Raw genomic sequence first — 16820 nt, 5'->3', positions numbered from 1 at the left:
CATGAGAAATATAGGTCTTGAACCAGTATTGTTCGGTACCTTTAATGCTGTATTTATGGTATGTATAGTTATAGTTACCTTATATCCATTTCTAAATACTATAGCAGTTTCATTGAATGCGGGGAACGATACGATCCGTGGCGGCATTTATCTATTGCCTAGGGAGTGGACTATACAGAACTACAAAGCCGTTTTTGCCTCAGGTACCATTATTCCTGCTTTTTGGATTTCAGTTGCACGAACAGTGATATCTACGATCCTGAATCTATTTCTAACCACAATGCTTGCTTATACTTTAAGCCGGAAAGAATATGTTTTCCGCAAACCGATTACCATTATTTTCGTCCTTACCATGTATTTTAATGCGGGTCTGATACCAAACTATTTCCTTATTAAGGAGCTTCATCTGCTAAACTCGTTTTGGGTATATGTAATACCGACTATGATAAGTGCATTTAATATGATCGTTATTCGTACTTATATTGGTAGCATACATGAAAGTCTTATGGAATCCGCGAGAATCGACGGTGCCGGGGATTTCAAGATTTTCATGAAAGTAGTCTTCCCTTTATGTAAACCTGTTCTTGCTACCATTGCTCTTTTTGTCGCAGTAGGTGCATGGAACGCATGGTTTGATGCTTTTATCTACACCTCTTCCCGCCAGCACTTGAGTACATTGCAGTATGAATTAATGAAGCTAATACAATCTAGTATGAATGCGAACAGTAGCGCAAGTGTAGCTAACGGGGCAGGGGTAACTGCGGAGTCAGCGGGGTCATTGGTAACTCCAAAGTCCATTCGTGCAGCCGTTACTATCGTTGCTTCGGTTCCGATTCTGCTAGTCTATCCATTCATGCAAAAGTACTTTGTAGTTGGAATGAACGTAGGAAGCGTGAAGGAATAAGCAGCTTACAATCACTATTAAGGAATAGGAAGGTTGTTTGTTAAACTATGACCCAATCTCCAATCACATACACAAATCCAATACTTCCAGGCTTTTATCCAGATCCTAGTATTACACGGGCTGGAGACGACTTCTATTTGGTTTGCAGCTCCTTTGAATATTTCCCTGGGGTACCTATCTTTCACAGCCAGGACTTAATTCATTGGACACAAATTGGTCATGTGCTCAATCGTGAAAGTCAGCTAGATACACGTAAGAGCAAAAGCTCTGGAGGTATATTTGCTCCAACCATCCGGTATCATGAAGGAACGTTTTACATGATAACGACCGAAATACACGGGAAGGGGAATTTCTATGTTACGGCTACGGACCCAGCGGGTCCGTGGTCAGACCCGATTAGTATTCCTTATGGAGGAATTGACCCTTCCCTAATGTTTGATGAGGATGGAAAGGTATATGTAACTACCCAGCAGGGAGCAGATTATGATTCCCACGCTATTCAATATGAGATAGACATTGCTACAGGAGCAGCATTAACAGAACCTGTTGTCATCTGGACTGGGGATGGTGGACCTTGGACGGAAGGACCACATTTGTACAAAATTAACGGAATGTATTATATCATGTCTGCTTCAGGCGGCACGGCAAAGGAACACCGAGAAATTATCGGTCGTTCTTCCTCCCCTTACGGTCCTTTTGAAAGATTAGAGCAACCGATATTGACCCATCGCGGGACTGATAGTCCCATTCAGTATCTAGGACATGCTGATCTGATTGAGGATCGTAATGGGGATTGGTGGGCTGTATTCCTAGGTGTCAGACTAGTAGATTCAAAATATACTGTCCTAGGGAGAGAGACCTTCCTTGCTCCTGTAAGCTGGGATGATGACGGCTGGCCTATGATCGATAATAATGAGGACACTGTCGGGCTGGAGATGAAGGTTCCGCGTGTACCGGGTCATTCGCCAAAACCTGAGACTAGCGGAAGATATGATTTTGATGACCCTGTATTGCCATTGGGATTATCCTTTCTGCGGAATCCGGCAGAGGGAAGCTGGTCACTAAGCCAACGTCCGGGTTTTCTAGCTCTTCGAGGGCAATCGAAAGACCTTAATGAAGTGGGTCAGGTAGCCTTTATAGGCAGAAGACAGCAGCATACTTCAGCTGAATGGAGTACATTACTGGATTTTAACCCTACCGTGGACGGTGAAGAGGCTGGACTCTGTGCTAGATTGGACGAGAATGCACATTATGAAATTGCACTATCGCAAAGAAATGGACATAGAGTGATTACAGCTTATTTAACTGTTGATGGAACAACACATGTGGCTGCAGAGATTCCAACCATTGCTGGGTGTTTATATCTGAAAATTCGGGCGGAGCTAACGGAATACACTTTACTTTATTCTTTGGATGGTCAGGAATGGATCGAGCTATCTAGGGCTCTAGCCTATCCATTATCCCCTCAAGCTGTCAAAGGAAACGGATTTACCGGTGTTCTTGTTGGCTTATATGCGACAGGACATGGCAAAGTGGCGGGGGTTCCTGCTTACTTTGATTGGTTCGACTATCGATCATCATGAGTAGAATGCTAAATATGTACGCTTTTGTAGGGAGGGAAATTGATGAGACAAGCTAGCGATTACTCAGAGCCTGCACTAAAGACAGTGTTCTCGGAGGATTTCAAGATTGGCGCAGCGGTCAACCCATTTACGATACAATCACAGGAGCACTTGCTTGCTTATCATTTCAACAGTATAACTGCTGAGAATGAGATGAAATTTGAAAGTCTACATCCACTTGAGGATATTTATAACTTTAGGGCAGCAGACCAGCTAGTTGCCTTCGCCCGAAAACATAAGATGGCGATGCGCGGACATACCTTGGTCTGGCACAATCAGACTACGGATTGGTTGTTTGAGGATAAGAACGGAGGACCTGTAAGCAGAGAGATTTTGCTTGCACGAGTCAAATCACATATTCAAACCGTTGTAGGACGTTATAAGGAAGATATTTATGCTTGGGATGTTGTGAATGAAGTTATTGCCGATGAAGGAGAAGAGCTTCTTCGCCATTCGAAGTGGCTCGACATTGTTGGCCCGGATTTTATAGCTAAAGCGTTTGAATTCGCCCATGAAGCTGATCCTAAGGCATTATTATTCTACAATGACTATAATGAATCCCATCCCTTAAAGCGTGACAAAATCTATGAACTGGTGAAGTCGCTATTGGATCAAGAGGTGCCGATCCATGGCGTCGGATTGCAGGCACACTGGAATCTATACGATCCGAATCTTGATGATATTCGTGCTGCGATTGAGAAATATGCCTCGTTAGGACTGCAGCTTCAATTGACTGAGCTGGATGTATCCATGTTCCGTTTTGAAGACAAACGAATGGACTTAAAGACAGTACCTGCTGATCTGCTCGAACTTCAAGCAGATCGATATGAAGCGATGTTCGCACTGCTGAGAGAATACCGCGACGTGATTAGTTCAGTCACGTTCTGGGGAGCAGCGGATGACTATACCTGGCTAGATGATTTCCCTGTTCGTGGCCGGAAGAACTGGCCCTTCTTATTCGATGAAGAGCATCATCCGAAGCCAGCCTTTCACCGTATTATCGGCTCTGCCCCAAAATTATAGAGCGGGTAAGCTGCTCAAGTAGTAAAATAACCCGTCCTTATATTAAATAAGGGCGGGTTATTTGTTTGTAGATCAGAAGAATGAAACTCAAAGGGAGGGTTACGGTGAACATTATGATAAGAACAATACTGGAAGATTTAATGGGAACTGAGGAACAGATAGAGGGGACTGTGGATACACTTAAGCCAGGAAATCCAGAAACGGTGGTTACAGGGATAGTTACAGCATTTTGCGCTACGCAATATGTTGTGGAACGAGCGATGGCTATGAACGCCAATTTGCTGATCACACATGAAGGTGTGTATTACAGTCACCATGATACAAGTGAGTGGTTAAAGGATGACGCTGTTTATCTCACGAAACTGAGTTTGATCAAACGTTCTGAAATGGCTATTTTTCGTTATCATGATTATTGTCATCGTCATAAACCGGATGGGATCATGGTCGGCTTGCTGCGAGAGCTTGAGTGGTCAGCTTATGTGAATGAGCAGCAACCCGCTGCTACAATCCTAACGATTCCTGCCATGACAGTAAGTGAAGCGGCTCAGTACATAAAAAGAAAACTAGGAATCCCCTATGTACGTGTTGCCGGTGACCTATCCCAGGTATGCAGACATGTGGGGATATCAGTGGGTTACAGAGGAGGCGGGACAATGGCTATCCCTCTTTTTAATCAGCACAATCTTGATTTACTGATTGCTGGCGAAGGGCCAGAGTGGGAAACTCCGGAATATGTGAGGGATGCAGTACATCAAGGTAGATCGAATGCGCTGATTATGTTAGGTCATGCGGAGAGTGAAGCCCCGGGAATGAAATATTTAGCTGAAGTTTTGGCAGAGAAATACCCAACGATTCCTACTTATTTTATTGCAGAACAACCGATCTATCAGCTGGTTTAATCCTTATAAATCGAAATGAAGAATAAATTTGCATATTATGGAGAAAATGATTGGAAACCAGGTCACTGAGAGAGGAGTGTTTCAATGGAAATTCCTTTGGAGGCTGATGAAGTGTTAAGTCGTATCAAAAAGCTTCAAACTGACGGAAGCTCGATCAGTAAAAAACAAGTGAAGCAAAGCGATCCTGATCTTATGAGAAGTGCGCTGTTCTTTTTTCCGAGCTGGGAGCATGCATTGAAAAACGCCGATCTGTTGTAGCCGAATGATTGTATAAAGAAGCCGAGTGGTTCAGGGATTGATCTCTGATGACCGCTCGGCTTTTTCTTAATAAACCGAGTAAACAAGAGCAATAGAAAGAGAAAACGAAGAGTATGCTCAATATGAAATGAAAAGCATGGCTTTCATCATTATTTTGCCCAGGGCTCAACTTTACAAGAAACCTTACACGGAGTATGATTCATCACATAACTGACAATTACATAAGAAGTCCGCTTAATTTCCGTTAAGGAAAGCGGGGGAACCAACAACTGGAAATCGATATGACAGTCGGTACTAGTTATGGGGTGAATCCTGTTACAGATGCTGAATAGTGCATCCATACAGGTAGGGCAACTCTCACTGCCCGAATCCGACAGCTAACCTCGTAAGCGTATGGAGAGAGGATGAATGGCGTATTTGATGATGAATAGCCACAGAGAATCCCTCTGTGGTTTTTTGCTGCGTTTATAAGCACATATAGATATAGAACCTACCTGTGAAAGAGGTGTTAATTTTGCCTATTGCTAAACTGAATGGAACTTCGCTCTATTACGAAATCATTGGAACAGGGACTCCGGTTGTGTTTATCCATGGACATGGATTAACACATAGCATGTTTAAACCACAATTAGAGTATTTTTCTGATAAATATAAAGTGATTCTGTGCGATTTACGGGGGAATGGCAAATCAGGTGAATTGCTGCAGGCTCCAAACGAGATTATTGAAACGCAATGCCTAGATATAATTATGCTATTGAATGATTTGGGCATTCGTGAGGCGGTTTTTGTCGGGAGCGCCTATGGGGGGCTCGTCGTTCAACATATTGCGAAACAATACCCGGAACGGGTAAAGGCGATTGTTGTCGCCGATAGCTTTTGTAGAAGTCATGCATCAACAATAGTAGGTAAAATTCAGCTTATGGCTGCATATTGTAGTTGGTTAATGTATTACGCTCCTAGTGAGCTTGTACTGCCTTCGATTCGTATGATGTATCGCGAACGCTGGAACCTGGCCTATAACGAGATTAGAAGAGGACTTCTCGACAAACGTCCGCGGGAATTGTATCGCCAAAGGCTGGCTACTAGTCATGTGGATTACACTAGATGCTTAAAATCTTTTAACCGTCCCGCGTTATGTATAGTCGGTGACTTTAGTGAATTTGGAGTCAACTGTATGAAGGATATGGTGTCTCAGCTGCCGCATGCTCAGTTAGCGATCATTCCTAACGCATTAGATCCTAGTAATCTGTGTCAGCCGGAGAAATTTAATGCTATTCTTCAGCGTTTTTTGGAGAAACATCAGGATGCTCAGCAGATCAGTTGATCCTAGTGGAGAAAGCACCTTAGATTGCATAAACCTCTTCAGAGTCTTAATGGTCGGCTAACGTTTAAGCAAGAAATGAGGGCGTTCTATAGCTGGGAGTATGAACTGGCTGCGGGACGTTCTTTTGTATAGTATTTTAGGGAAAACCTCCCTAAAGTACAGAGTATCGAACTAAAGGCTGGCCCAAAGTAGCGAAATCTACGAATGAGCCAGCCTTTAGCATACTATTAATCGAAAGAATACCACTCATAGCACTTCTCAAAGAACAGAATAATGAAATCCAATCGGTAGCTATGCATTTTGTACATTGCTGTCTACTGATGTAAGATTAAAGATATTCGATATTAACTATCTAAAGGAGCTGAGTCATGATGTCTCAAGCCGAAACTATAAAATTGACTTCATTATCTTCAAAAGGAGGCTGCGGCTGCAAAATCGGTCCCGCCGATCTCATGCAGGTTATTCGCAGTCTGCCACCAACCGTTCCTAATCCGGATCTACTTGTAGGTTTGGATACTAGTGATGATGCAGGCGTGTATCGTTTAAGCGATGAACTCGCGTTAGTGCAAACTGTTGATTTTTTCACACCGATCGTGGACGACCCTTATTCCTTTGGGCAAATTGCAGCAGCCAATGCGTTAAGTGACATTTATGCTATGGGTGGTAAGCCGCTTACAGTGCTTAATATTGTAGCTTTTCCTATCTCTGTTCTGGATAAAAGCATTCTCGGTGACATTTTGCGCGGTGCAGCGGACAAGGTGCAGGAAGCAGGAGCGACGCTTGTAGGTGGACATTCTATCGACGATAAAGAGCCTAAATTCGGATTGGCTGTTACGGGGCTGGTGCATCCGGACAAAGTAAGAACGAATGCAGGCGCGCAGGTGGGGGATAAGCTGATACTAACGAAACCTATCGGTGTGGGCATCTTAACAACTTCTATTAAGAAGGATCAACTATCACCAGAAGAAACCACACGCCTCACCACAGTGATGTCTACATTGAATAAAAAAGCGGCTGAAATCATGGAGCCGTATGATGTGCACGCTTGTACGGATGTTACTGGATTTGGGCTGTTGGGACATGCCTCGGAAATGGCTAAGGGAAGTAACCACGGACTGATTATTCGTCAAGGCGATGTACCAATGCTGCCAAGAGTAAGAGATCTGGCGGAGCAGGGATTTGTTCCAGGTGGAACTAAGAATAACTTTGCCCATTTGGAGGGCAGCATTCTTTATCCGGAAGAGATGGACCAATTAAGCCGTTATATTCTGTGTGATGCTGTAACTTCTGGCGGATTGTTGATTTCTGTTGCTCCTGAACAAAGTGAAGCCTTGCTACAAGAGCTGGTAGCTGCAGGTGTAGAAGCGGCATTGATCGGAGAAGTAACAGAAGAACATCCGGGTCAGATTACGGTAATAGCTGCGCAATAATGATAGAGTCAGCTTAGAGGCAATCTAAGAAGTTAGCCACCAGAGGAGAGAGTGCATTGTTTCAGGATATTACACTGGAAGAATTAAGAATGCTAAAAAATAAGAAGCAGATCACTGTGATCGACGTTCGATCTCCTTCTGAATATAAAGATTCGACATTACCGGATAGTCTGAACATTCCTTTTTTTGATGATGAGGAACGGGCTGAAGTAGGCACTTTGTATAAACAGTCTAGTGTGCAGGCGGCGAAAGAACGCGGTTTGGAGATTGCTGCGGCGAAGCTGCCTACCTTTGTCAAAGAATTCGCAGCGATTCAAGGGGACAAAGCTGTATTCTGCTGGAGAGGAGGTATGCGCAGCCGTACTACGGCAACCGTACTTTCTTTAATGGATATTCACGCTTACCGGCTGATTGGCGGCTATAAAGCTTACCGTAAATGGGTACTCGACGAACTGGAGACTTATGAATTCAAGGCAAAGCCTTATGTAATTCACGGAAATACGGGTACAGGCAAAACAAACCTACTGCACCGCCTGAAAGCACAAGGTTATCCTGTTCTGGATTTGGAGGGGATGGCGGGTCACCGGGGTTCTATCTTTGGAGAGATCGGACTTCATGCAAATAATCAGAAAACGTTCGATAGTCTTCTTTTGGAGGAATTAATTAAGCTTGGGGATTCTTCTTATGTACTGTTTGAAGCGGAGAGTAAAAAAATCGGGAAAATCGTCATGCCCCCATTCATGGCGGAGCAGAAAGAGATCGGAACACAGATTTGGATTGAGATGCCATTGCAAGCTAGGGTGCAGCAAATCCTTGAGGACTACCGACCAGAAGCATACAAGGAGCAGTGTATTTCAGCTTTTCGGAGTATTAAATCCCGAATTCATATCCCCGTTGCCGCAGAAATCGAGCGATGCTTGCAAGCTGATTTGTTCGGAGAGGCTGTAGCGCTTTTGCTAGAATACTATTATGATCCTAGATACGATTATACGTCCACTCAGTATGAAGGCGTTGAGAGAGTTACGTTTAAGGTGAATAATTTGGATGAAGCTGAGACAGCGGTGCGCTCTTTTTTGAAAAATCAGGAAGTATAAGCTTTAGGAATCGTAAGGATGAGGGGCTAGAGGAGGCACAGCGTAACAAATGATCTATTTAGACTATAATGCTACAACACCTGTAGATAAGGAAGTCGCAGAGGCTATGATTCCGTATCTTTATGGTCATTTTGGCAATCCTTCAAGCAGTCATTTTTTGGGGCAAGAAGCTAAACTCGGAATCGAGCAAGGAAGAACGCAGGTGGCTAATTTCCTGAATTGCGCGCCGGGTGAGGTGCTTTTTACAAGCGGGGGCAGCGAATCGAATAATACCGTCATCAAGGGCGTCGCTCAAACGTATCGACATAAAGGCAATCATATGATTGTGTCTGCTGTGGAGCATCCTGCTGTCATTAAACCGTGTCAGTATCTGGAGCAGTTGGGCTATACGATTACTTATGTACCTGTTGACTCGTATGGAATGGTACAAGTAGACGATGTGAAAAAGCAGCTTACCGACCAAACCATACTAGTCTCCATTATGCATTCTAACAACGAAACGGGAACGATCCAGCCGATCAAAGAAATAGCTGAGGCCTGCCACGAACGTGGTGTTCTTGTACATACCGATGCTTCGCAGTCCGCTGGAAAAGTAGTGCTCGATGTGGCTGAGCTAGGGGTGGATTTTCTAACGCTGGCAGGTCATAAATTGTATGCGCCAAAAGGGATTGGAGCATTGTACATCCGAGAGGGCATTCACATCGAACCTTTAATTCACGGAGCGGGGCATGAAAATGGTAGACGAGCAGGTACCGAGAACACACCATATATTATTGGATTAGGAAAAGCCTGTGAGCTTGCTTCAGACTCCACCTCCAGAGCGCGTGTAAAAGAAGTTGCAGATTATTTCTATGACAGATTACAGGAGGCTTTTGGCGATAAGATTCACCTGAACGGTCATAGGGATAAGCGATTGCCTAACACGCTTAACGTTAGTTTTCTTGGAGCGGTGGGTCATGAAGTGATTGCTTCGCTAGAAGATGTGGCTGCCTCAACAGGCTCAGCTTGTCATTCTGGAGAAACATTGATCTCGCCTGTTCTAAAGGCAATGAATGTCTCACCAAGTATCGGGCAGGGAGCAGTTCGTTTTAGTTTGGGACGGTATACAACTATGGCAGAGATCGATGAGGTTATCGGTAAGTTGAAAGAGTATTTGCTGTGAGTAGATTGTCAGAGATTGAGTAGCTGATGACGGCCTAGTATGATTCCCGGGGAATAGACTGTTATAGGACTCAGGCGCTCTTAGTTGCACAAAAAAGATGAAGTTGACCTCCTGTTTTGCTCAATAGCGTCTCTCCGGTCCGAAAGATTAAGAAATTGCAATCGCATATTACAACAAAAGCATCTGTCACTCCTTTAGCAGGGAGGGCAGATGCTTTTGTTTGTATTAGTATTAGTGATTATACAATAGTGAAGCCTGCACTTGCATAACCAGTGACTGTATTTACAAGGCTGAGTCCTGAAGCGGTGGCTGAAAAGACCATAAGAAGGCGAGTTTGCGCTGTTACAGGGAAATCAACACCGAATGTTGCTCCACTGACAAAAGTTCCTAGATTAACTGCGCCTGTGATAGATGGCAGTGGTACTATAGCCCCTGGAATAGGAGTAAATGTGTTATTTGGTAAGGTAGACTGGAATAATTGTGCTGTCACAGTTACCGTACTACCAATAAGTGATAAAGCTACGGTATTACTAAAGTAAGCGGCAACAGATGTTATGACTCCCGAACGAGGAACTGACATTGCAAAGTTGATAAGAGGTCCAAGAACTGTACCTGTCAGATCAATATTTCCACCAACAAGAGAAATACCTGTGGCTGAACTCCCGAAGCCTATAAGGCTTGTTGTTCCAACTAAACCGCCTAAAATCGTAGTCATAATAATAGGCCCACCGGATGCCAGCGGAATGATTGCACCCCCACCGGTTGCACCAGTAACGCCTGTAACTCCGGTAACACCCGTAGCTCCAGCAAGCCCGGCGGTACCCGTAGCGCCTGTCGGCCCAGCAAGCCCGGCGGTACCCGTAGCGCCTGTCGGCCCAGCAAGCCCGGCGGTACCTGTAGCACCTGTCGGCCCAGCAAGCCCGGCAGTACCCGTAGCGCCTGTCGGCCCAGCAAGCCCGGCGGTACCCGTAGCGCCTGTCGGCCCAGCAAGCCCGGCGGTACCCGTAGCGCCTGTCGGCCCAGCAAGCCCGGCGGTACCCGTAGCGCCTGTCGGCCCGGCAAGCCCGGCGGTACCCGTAGCGCCTGTCGGCCCGGCAAGCCCGGCGGTACCCGTAGCGCCTGTCGGCCCAGCAAGCCCGGCAGCACCCGTAGCGCCTGTCGGCCCGGCAAGCCCGGCGGTACCCGTAGCGCCTGTCGGCCCAGCAAGCCCGGCGGTACCTGTAGCACCTGTCGGTCCAGCAAGTCCGGCGGTACCCGTAGCGCCTGTCGGCCCAGCAAGCCCGGCAGTACCCGTAGCGCCTGTCGGCCCAGCAAGCCCGGCAGCACCCGTAGCGCCTGTCGGCCCAGCAAGCCCGGCAGCACCCGTAGCACCTGTCGGCCCAGCAAGCCCGGCAGCACCCGTAGCGCCTGTTGGTCCAGCAAGCCCGGCAGCACCCGTAGCACCTGTCGGCCCCGTTGCCCCTGCTCCAGGACCTGGCGGTCCCTGTATACCTTGCGCACCAGTCGCACCAGTCGCGCCTGTCCCACCAACACCATATTCCCCTTGAGGCCCTTGCGCTCCTTGAGGTCCTTGAGGTCCCTGAGGCCCTTGAGGTCCTTGCGCTCCAGTCGCGCCTGTCGCTCCACCAGCAATCAGTAAATAATCTGATGAAGTACCGGGGATTCCTTTGGGTCCAGCAACAGTAGCTATATAGGTGCTGCCATTAAAGGTTACAACTTGACCCGCTGGATATAACGGGCTTTGCGCGGGATTAAAGACTACAATACCTTGCAGCCCTGCACCAGTGGATCCCTTAGGTCCTTGAGGTCCTTGAGGTCCCTGAGGTCCTTGAGGCCCCTGCGGCCCAGTGGCACCTTTAACGGGGAGGCCAAGTGCTTGTGAAATAGAAGCCTGAATATGCCTGATTTGAATAACCAACTGATCTTTGCAATGAGGGTCAATCTTTGTGGCAAGAACAAAAGACAATAACTCAGCTAATAGTTGTTGAAGATTGGTACCCACGCTTACGACGGAGAAGGGACTGACCTCTGTAGATACAATGGTTATTTCTACTACAGAAAGAAGCTCCGTTCTAGAAGGGCTGCATATCTTAGCTTCATGCAAGAATTCCATGAGTTCTCTTAACACTCTTTGAAGATTAGTAATATGAAGTATTGTGGGATTCGTAAGTGCGGGCGGTACCACTGTAGCGAGCTCAGTGACTATTTTTAATAGAGCAGTACACTCCCTTTTTCTCACAGGACTGCTTATTCTTCCTTGCTTGTTAAGGATAGCGTCACCTTTGAATGGTCTATGACTATGATCCGACATATTTCTGTATCTCCTCCTTGAGCTTCTCCTCTTCATTCCTTTAAAAATTGGGAACCTGCCCAATCAGCATATTCTGAGAAGCGGAAGTTGTTACAATCGTCGCGTTGAAAGTCAGTATTACCGGTGGCCTGCCTTATTGATAGAGTAGTTAAGTAGAAGTAGTATCACCCTTCATAAGAGTTATATCTAAAGTAGTGTTGTAAATCAGCATTTAGTTCTATAAACGGGTATTAGAGCGACGGTATTCTATTGGCGTGATGCTGAAATTGCGCTTGAACATTCGATGAAGATAAGAACTGCTGGTGAAGCCAGTCATTTCAGCAATATCTGAAACGGATAGATCGCTGTCTGTCAGAAGGCGGCAGACTTCCTGCATCCGTACATCCATGATGACATCCACAATGGCTGTCATTGTTTGTTGCTTATAAAGGCGGCTGACATATATAGGTGACAGGTTAAGCTCATCAGCAATCTGGTTCAAGCTCAGGCCGGGATCCATGTAAGATTGATTAATTTTTTGATTAATCTGCCGGATCAGATCACTTTGCTTAGAGCTACGCTTATCGGCTTGTAATTCCTGAATATTATCGAAGAGGTTATAAAAAGCTTCTTCAAGCTCCTCCATCGTTTCGTAATTTTCAAGTGAAGGCATCTTGAGCATGTCATCCATTGTAGTAGCGCTGAGCTTTTTGATATTATCAAAGATTCTCTTAATGGTTAGAGTCACCCTAGAGAGTGTCAGTTCTAGGACATGATAGGGATATTGCTCCATTTCGCGCAAGATGCCGGAGAAATGGCTGCGTGCCTCATCCGTCCTACCACTGGTAAGCGCATCGACCAGCTTCTTCTCGCTATCTGCCGGATAAGAGTATAGGTTATACTGCAATTCGTTGATCTTCTCGGCGTTGATCAGGCATCCATGCCCATAAAACAGTCTATGTTTGGAAGCTTCTTTAGCCTGACTGTAGATTCGGTTTAGTAGCTCCGGATTATCACTAACGGGACTGTACACGAGCGACAGTCCGATTCTCAGATAATCGCAGCAAGCCACACGGATTTGTCGCAGCAGTACTTCGATCAACTCTGTATCCAGAGGTTCAGCGGACGTCATACTGCTTAGTAGCATAACTACACTATCGTCGTTCATATCGACGCTCTCTACTTGGTAAGTTTGACCGCATATTTCCGAGGCAATATTCATGATGGCGAATTTGTACGGAAGTAGATAAGAACCTCTCTCTTGTCGCAAGGTGGTATATTCGTCAATACGGAGTAGTACCAGCCGGTAACTCCCGTTTAAGCTGAAAGCAATACTTAACTGCTCCATATCACTTGGTCGGCTGTTATGAGGGGATCTAATACCGAGAACAAGATTACGTAAAGAATTCTGTCTAATCGTAAACATGCTGTTGCGCTTGTCAGCTTCCAGACTATTCATTCGGCTTACGATGGAATCAATAGGAAGGTAGAGGCGTTTGGAAAGTATTCTAGAGATGATAAGTCCGAATATTAGAATAATCAAAGAAATTAATAATGTTGTATTACGGATTTGGTTGGTTTGTTCTGTGATTACATCATAAGGAGTAATGCGAACATACTGCCAGCCAAGGGAATCAGGTGAAGTATAGGATACTAGTGATTTCTGATTTTTATATGGAGCGGTGAAATAGCCTGCAGAGCGGTCTTTCACTTGATGCTCTATCCAGATGCGCTCATCTGCCGAGAGTTTTTCCAATGTTAGCTTGTTCCCCGAAAGAAAACGATCTTGGTCATCTAGGAGGTAGGTATTGCCACTACCGGTTGTATTACTGTTAGCTAGCTCCTTATTTATCCAAGCTGCTGATATATTAACAATAACAGCAGAGTTGATGGTGCGGTCCCAATTGATTGCATCATAGCAGAGATAAGTATAGACGGAGATAGCTTCTGATTTGGGTTCACCGATGGAGTAGGTACGCGGGATGGGAGTGAATGTTTTGTAATCCTGATAATGATTTAACATCTGTATGATTTCAGTGTCCTCTAATTCTCGTGTGGTGTACACACCGTTCTGCCCTTGCGCAGCGGAGATATATACCGTGTCGTTATTCGGATTATATACATAGATGGATTCAATGTACGGCATAGAATTCAGATAGTTACCGAGATCTGACATCGCAGCCGTAACCTCATAAATGGAGGGTTTGTTATAGAACAACAGGTGGGATATCGTGCTAGTTCGATATAGCTGAAATGAAAGCGTTTGCGCCACTTCAGCCATGTTGACTACCTTCTTGCCGGTCTGAGTCAGATCTCTTAGATCCGAGCGGAAGGTCTGTGTTTTCTCGACCCCGATGTAGTATGTATAGTATACAAATGTAGAGACCAGAAGCGTTAACGAAATACACAGTGTTATCGTTGTTAGCAGCTTGCCATACAGCAGTCTTTTTCTCCGTATATCATTATTCTTCATAGTCGCCCTCCCCTGAAATTGCTGCGGTTTATTAGACAAGGCTCTGGATGAACTTTAGATAGGAAGTCCTCTTATTATAATTCCCCTAGAGTGAACAGAACAGTGGAGTAACCTTAAAATCCTGTAAATTACCACTATTACCGCTATGAATAAAATAAGTATTTGTGCACATATCATTATTTTTTTCGGGATATTCTGCTGCGTCCCCCTATGTACACTGGTAATCCCTCGATTCATCGCTTCTCCATAAACATTTCAATTGTTCAATTGCAGATTCTCCAGTTTGTGAAGGAAAGCTATGAAGCTTCACTTCTGTGTTCACAAGAATCGCCCTATAGTGGAATTATGAAGCTTCTACATTAAAGGGAGTGAGAGACCTTGAGCCAAACCTCATCCAAAGGAATCTCAACCGTCGAACTTGGCATCCAGGCCGATGGAAGAGCACGCTTACGGACGACAAGGAAGAAGAAGGGATTTATTTATGAACTGCTGCACAATCGGGTAATGTTTCTGATGCTGCTGCCCACCTTGATCTTTTTCTTGGTGAACTCCTATTTTCCAATGGTAGGTATTTATTATGCGTTCACTCAATTTGACTTCAACAGCAGTATGTTCAATTCCAAGTTTGTCGGGTTGCAGAATTTCGAGTTTCTCTGGAGATCCGGTACGCTGGTGAAGCTGACAATGAACACGATAGGTTATAACATTGCTTTTATTGTACTTGGTAATGTGTTGGCGATTGCTTGTGCGATCCTCTTAAGTGAACTGAATGGGAAATGGTTTAAAAAGATTAGTCAATCGATAATGTTTCTGCCATACTTTGTATCCTTCGTCATTCTAAGTGTTATTGTCTACAACCTGTTCAATTATGACAGCGGTTTCTTGAATACAATGCTTACGCAGTTCGGACTCGATCCGGTGGATGTCTACAGTAAACCCTGGGCTTGGATCTTTCTAATTATTATCTTCTATCTATGGAAGAATCTCGGCTATAGCATGGTCATCTATCTAGCAGCGATTACGGGCATCAGTGATGAATATTATGAAGCGGCTAAGATTGATGGCGCTAATATTTTTCAGCGGATTTGGTATATTACAGTGCCGATGCTGAAATCAACCTTTGTGGTGCTGCTGCTCTTTGCGCTCGGAAGTATCATGAAGGGGCAGTTTGATCTGTTCTATCAATTAATAGGTAATAACGGGCTGCTCTACAATACGACAGATATTCTTGATACTTACGTATACCGTTCGCTTAAAGTAACCTTCGATGTGGGTATGGCGACAGCAGCTGGAGTCTATCAATCCTTGTTCGGCTTTGTCCTCATCATGACGGTTAACTATATTATCCGCAAAATAAACGACGACTACGCCCTGTTCTAGGAGGACAAGAAATGCAAATTCAAAAGGACAAATATACTCGGATGCTTCATGCCATCGCCTATGTGGTCATCCTTGGGCTGTCGGTTGCGTGCCTGCTGCCTTTTCTGCTAATTATATCTGCATCATTAACCAGCAATGAATCCATTATCCGGGACGGCTATCATCTGATTCCGGGGCAATTCTCTCTTGAAGGCTACAAGACGGTCTTCATATTCCCGGATGAAGTGCTGCGTGCTTACACGGTCACCATTGTTACCACTGTAGTGGGAACGGCATTAGGACTCTTCTTCATGACGATGTCGGGTTACGTGCTGGCTCGCAAGGATTTTAAATACCGTAATACATTCTCCTTTTATATTTATTTTACAACCTTGTTTGGTGGAGGACTTGTTCCGTGGTACATCATGATTACTAAATACCTCGGTCTGTTGGATTCCTATGCTGTATTGGTGCTACCAGGCCTGATGACACCGTTCTTAATTATTTTAATGAAAAACTTCGTGAAATCAGCAGTCCCCGAGGAGTTGTTTGATTCCGGGAAAATGGACGGGGCCGGTGATTTCCGGATTTACTGGCAGATCGTGCTGAAGCTATCCATGCCGGGGATTGCTACTGTCGGCTTGTTCCTTGCTTTGTATTATTGGAATGACTGGTTCACCTCTTCCCTGTTTATCAACGATACCCATAAATATCAGCTGCAGTTCTATCTGTACAATGTTATCAATTCGGCACAGTTTATTGCGCAGATGGGTGCTGGAACCGGGGTGTCATTGGCTACGGAAGTCCCTGCGGAATCTACCAAAATGGCCATGGCGATTGTTGTGACTGGGCCGATTCTATTTCTGTATCCATTCGTTCAGCGTTACTTCGTCAAGGGGTTGACCATCGGAGCTGTAAAAGGTTAGAACCGCAACTTGGTCCCTATGAGGATTAGGGGATAGTCGGCTAACATAGAATCATA

At 45.1% G+C, this 16820-nt stretch carries 13 protein-coding genes and 1 riboswitch; of the genes, 11 read left to right on the top strand and 2 right to left on the bottom strand.

What is annotated here, in order from left to right; translation table 11 throughout:
• Nucleotide 1: 1 nt before the first annotated feature.
• The 9 genes from ACDZ28_RS02990 (at nucleotide 2) to ACDZ28_RS02950 (ending at nucleotide 9716) form a co-directional block, all read left to right on the top strand.
• A complete protein-coding gene (locus ACDZ28_RS02990; RefSeq protein ID WP_076120963.1) occupies nucleotides 2-904 on the top strand; it encodes a carbohydrate ABC transporter permease in 903 nt (300 codons plus the stop codon).
• A gap of 47 nt (nucleotides 905-951) precedes the next feature.
• On the top strand, nucleotides 952-2487 hold the full coding sequence (locus ACDZ28_RS02985; protein WP_375103978.1) for a glycoside hydrolase family 43 protein: 1536 nt from the start codon (nucleotides 952-954) through the stop codon (nucleotides 2485-2487).
• A 42-nt stretch (nucleotides 2488-2529) separates the two neighbouring features.
• Nucleotides 2530-3549: an endo-1,4-beta-xylanase gene (locus ACDZ28_RS02980; protein WP_042130959.1), complete on the top strand. Its 1020-nt coding sequence runs from the start codon at nucleotides 2530-2532 to the stop codon at nucleotides 3547-3549.
• A gap of 113 nt (nucleotides 3550-3662) precedes the next feature.
• Entirely contained in the window at nucleotides 3663-4448 is a 786-nt protein-coding gene (locus ACDZ28_RS02975; protein ID WP_375105301.1) for a Nif3-like dinuclear metal center hexameric protein, read from the top strand.
• Between the two features lie 84 nt (nucleotides 4449-4532).
• Nucleotides 4533-4706: a hypothetical protein gene (locus ACDZ28_RS02970; protein ID WP_170880375.1), complete on the top strand. Its 174-nt coding sequence runs from the start codon at nucleotides 4533-4535 to the stop codon at nucleotides 4704-4706.
• A gap of 221 nt (nucleotides 4707-4927) precedes the next feature.
• Nucleotides 4928-5114: riboswitch (cyclic di-AMP (ydaO/yuaA leader) on the top strand.
• Between the two features lie 106 nt (nucleotides 5115-5220).
• On the top strand, nucleotides 5221-6030 hold the full coding sequence (locus tag ACDZ28_RS02965; RefSeq protein WP_076121243.1) for an alpha/beta fold hydrolase: 810 nt from the start codon (nucleotides 5221-5223) through the stop codon (nucleotides 6028-6030).
• A gap of 368 nt (nucleotides 6031-6398) precedes the next feature.
• Nucleotides 6399-7460 carry a selenide, water dikinase SelD gene (gene selD, locus ACDZ28_RS02960; protein WP_375103977.1) on the top strand — a complete coding sequence of 354 codons (1062 nt, stop codon included), beginning with the start codon at nucleotides 6399-6401 and terminating at the stop codon, nucleotides 7458-7460.
• A 56-nt stretch (nucleotides 7461-7516) separates the two neighbouring features.
• Complete coding sequence (mnmH, locus tag ACDZ28_RS02955) at nucleotides 7517-8554, top strand: tRNA 2-selenouridine(34) synthase MnmH (RefSeq protein WP_375103976.1); 1038 nt, start codon at nucleotides 7517-7519, stop codon at nucleotides 8552-8554.
• 49 nt (nucleotides 8555-8603) lie between these two features.
• A complete protein-coding gene (locus ACDZ28_RS02950; protein ID WP_375103975.1) occupies nucleotides 8604-9716 on the top strand; it encodes a cysteine desulfurase family protein in 1113 nt (370 codons plus the stop codon).
• Nucleotides 9717-9954: 238 nt separating this feature from the next.
• On the opposite strand, the gene ACDZ28_RS02945 is transcribed toward ACDZ28_RS02950, so the two are convergent.
• Complete coding sequence (locus ACDZ28_RS02945; RefSeq protein ID WP_375103974.1) at nucleotides 9955-12027, bottom strand: exosporium glycoprotein BclB-related protein; 2073 nt, start codon at nucleotides 12025-12027, stop codon at nucleotides 9955-9957.
• A 217-nt stretch (nucleotides 12028-12244) separates the two neighbouring features.
• Nucleotides 12245-14479 carry an AraC family transcriptional regulator gene (locus ACDZ28_RS02940; RefSeq protein ID WP_042130954.1) on the bottom strand — a complete coding sequence of 745 codons (2235 nt, stop codon included), beginning with the start codon at nucleotides 14477-14479 and terminating at the stop codon, nucleotides 12245-12247.
• 504 nt (nucleotides 14480-14983) lie between these two features.
• Here ACDZ28_RS02940 and ACDZ28_RS02935 point away from each other — a divergent pair.
• On the top strand, nucleotides 14984-15859 hold the full coding sequence (locus tag ACDZ28_RS02935; RefSeq protein ID WP_139328631.1) for a sugar ABC transporter permease: 876 nt from the start codon (nucleotides 14984-14986) through the stop codon (nucleotides 15857-15859).
• 11 nt (nucleotides 15860-15870) lie between these two features.
• Nucleotides 15871-16764: a carbohydrate ABC transporter permease gene (locus tag ACDZ28_RS02930; RefSeq protein ID WP_076121232.1), complete on the top strand. Its 894-nt coding sequence runs from the start codon at nucleotides 15871-15873 to the stop codon at nucleotides 16762-16764.
• Nucleotides 16765-16820: the final 56 nt, after the last annotated feature.

Source organism: Paenibacillus sp. RS8 (assembly GCF_041956825.1).
Lineage (GTDB): Bacteria > Bacillota > Bacilli > Paenibacillales > Paenibacillaceae > Paenibacillus_AQ.
This window is presented reverse-complemented; position numbering and strand designations above follow the sequence as displayed.

Coding starts and splice junctions, on each gene's coding strand:
- ACDZ28_RS02990 (WP_076120963.1), top strand. CDS start 2: ATGAGAAATATAGGTCTTGAACCAGTATTGTTCGGTACCTTTAATGCT.
- ACDZ28_RS02985 (WP_375103978.1), top strand. CDS start 952: ATGACCCAATCTCCAATCACATACACAAATCCAATACTTCCAGGCTTT.
- ACDZ28_RS02980 (WP_042130959.1), top strand. CDS start 2,530: ATGAGACAAGCTAGCGATTACTCAGAGCCTGCACTAAAGACAGTGTTC.
- ACDZ28_RS02975 (WP_375105301.1), top strand. CDS start 3,663: ATGATAAGAACAATACTGGAAGATTTAATGGGAACTGAGGAACAGATA.
- ACDZ28_RS02970 (WP_170880375.1), top strand. CDS start 4,533: ATGGAAATTCCTTTGGAGGCTGATGAAGTGTTAAGTCGTATCAAAAAG.
- selD (WP_375103977.1), top strand. CDS start 6,399: ATGATGTCTCAAGCCGAAACTATAAAATTGACTTCATTATCTTCAAAA.
- ACDZ28_RS02950 (WP_375103975.1), top strand. CDS start 8,604: ATGATCTATTTAGACTATAATGCTACAACACCTGTAGATAAGGAAGTC.
- ACDZ28_RS02945 (WP_375103974.1), bottom strand. CDS start 12,027: ATGTCGGATCATAGTCATAGACCATTCAAAGGTGACGCTATCCTTAAC.
- ACDZ28_RS02940 (WP_042130954.1), bottom strand. CDS start 14,479: ATGAAGAATAATGATATACGGAGAAAAAGACTGCTGTATGGCAAGCTG.
- ACDZ28_RS02935 (WP_139328631.1), top strand. CDS start 14,984: ATGTTTCTGATGCTGCTGCCCACCTTGATCTTTTTCTTGGTGAACTCC.
- ACDZ28_RS02930 (WP_076121232.1), top strand. CDS start 15,871: ATGCAAATTCAAAAGGACAAATATACTCGGATGCTTCATGCCATCGCC.